The sequence below is a fragment of the Mesonia mobilis DSM 19841 genome (assembly GCF_000423405.1).
In the GTDB taxonomy this organism is placed as follows: domain Bacteria; phylum Bacteroidota; class Bacteroidia; order Flavobacteriales; family Flavobacteriaceae; genus Mesonia; species Mesonia mobilis.
Genome location: NZ_AUHX01000047.1, coordinates 1 through 1,491, shown reverse-complemented (window position 1 = coordinate 1,491; position 1,491 = coordinate 1). Strand labels below are relative to the sequence as shown.

At 33.5% G+C, this 1,491-nt stretch carries 1 protein-coding gene; it reads right to left on the bottom strand.

Annotation, left to right across the window (positions count from 1 at the left end; translation table 11 throughout):
- Positions 1-100 precede the first annotated feature (100 nt).
- Positions 101-895 carry a cation transporter gene (locus tag G551_RS0112330; RefSeq protein ID WP_027885844.1) on the bottom strand — a complete coding sequence of 265 codons (795 nt, stop codon included), beginning with the start codon at positions 893-895 and terminating at the stop codon, positions 101-103.
- Between the last annotated feature and the right edge of the window lie 596 nt (positions 896-1,491).

Genomic DNA, 1,491 nt, shown 5'->3' with positions numbered 1-1,491 from the left:
AAACAAAAAACCTCCTAAAAGCGGTTTAAATAAGTGAGATTTTCTAAGAATTAAAGGCTTGTGCAACGGTTACCGTTGTTGTGGTTAGTGTTTTTTTTATTTATTTACTCAATTTTAAAATTCTAAAAGCTCCTTGAATTACCAAAACAAAAACTATTGTTCCGATAATCAAATCAGGTTTGCTTGAACTCAACCAGTTTACCAAAAGTCCAGCTGTTATTACTCCTAAATTTATAATCACATCGTTTGATGTGAAAATCATACTTGCTTTCATATGTGCCTCTTCTTTACTTTTTGATTTTTGTAAAATGTAAAGACAAATTCCGTTTGCAATAAGTGCGAAAATTGAAACTATAATCATTGTCGAAAAGTTAGGTAATTTCTCGTCTCCGAAAAATCTCCTTAAAACTTCTACAAATCCAATAATTGCAAGTGTTATTTGAAAATATCCAGCAAGTTTGGCAATCCGTTTTTTCTTTATTACTGTTCCGCCAACCGCAAACAAGCTAATTCCGTAAACGAAACTGTCCGCAAGCATATCTAAACTGTCGGCAACCAATCCCATTGATTTTGAGATTATTCCTGTTGTCATTTCAATTATGAAAAACGCAAAATTTATGGCAAGTACAGACCAGAGTAGTTTTTTTTGGTTTTCATTTTCATTAAATTCCGTTTGGTCAGTTTGTTCAGTCGAGATTTTCTTTCCGCCTAAATTCAGTTCGATAACTGACTTTTCAATTTGGTCAGTTTCTCCGCTATGAAAAACGGTCAGTTTTCGGTTCGGAATGTCAAAGTCCAAATTCGCAATACTTGAAATTCCGTCCAATTTCATTCGGATTAGATTTTCCTCTGAAGGACAGTCCATTTTAGTAATCTCAAATATTGTTTTATTCATTTAGTTTCTCGGTTTTTTTACATTAACCACAACGGTTTTGTTTATCTTTCAGTTGTGGGAATTTAAGAAATGAAGATAGTAAAAAGAAATGACTTTGACGCGTGAGCGTCTGTGTCCGCAGGACACAAAGCCACGATTGAAGATAAACGTTGTTGGTTAAAGTGCTTTTCCGTCCAGATTTTCGATTCCACTTTATCGTTTCTGAGCGTTTTAGTCAGCTTATTTTTTCTCCACAAAGTTTTGAAAAATAGAGTAGTGCTGAAAATTTTTTATCCGCAACAATTTATCGGTTCCAGTTTATCGAGTTTGAGTAAGTTTTTCAGCTGAGTTCTGATTTTCTTTTGAATTTTTAATCTTCTCTGCGCAAAGTTTTGTCAAACAGTTTTTCATCTGAGTGATCTTTTATCCGTTTAGATTCGTCAATTTTCTTTAAGTTTTCGTTCAAAAAAAAAGATTATTTTGGAAATAAACTTGAAGTTTACCACGCTGTAATTATGCATTTTTACCAACGGTCTTGTATAACAATCAGTTGCGGGTTGGTTAAAAACTAAGATAGCTAAAATTACCGACTTTTATGCTTGCGCGGTTGTGTCCGC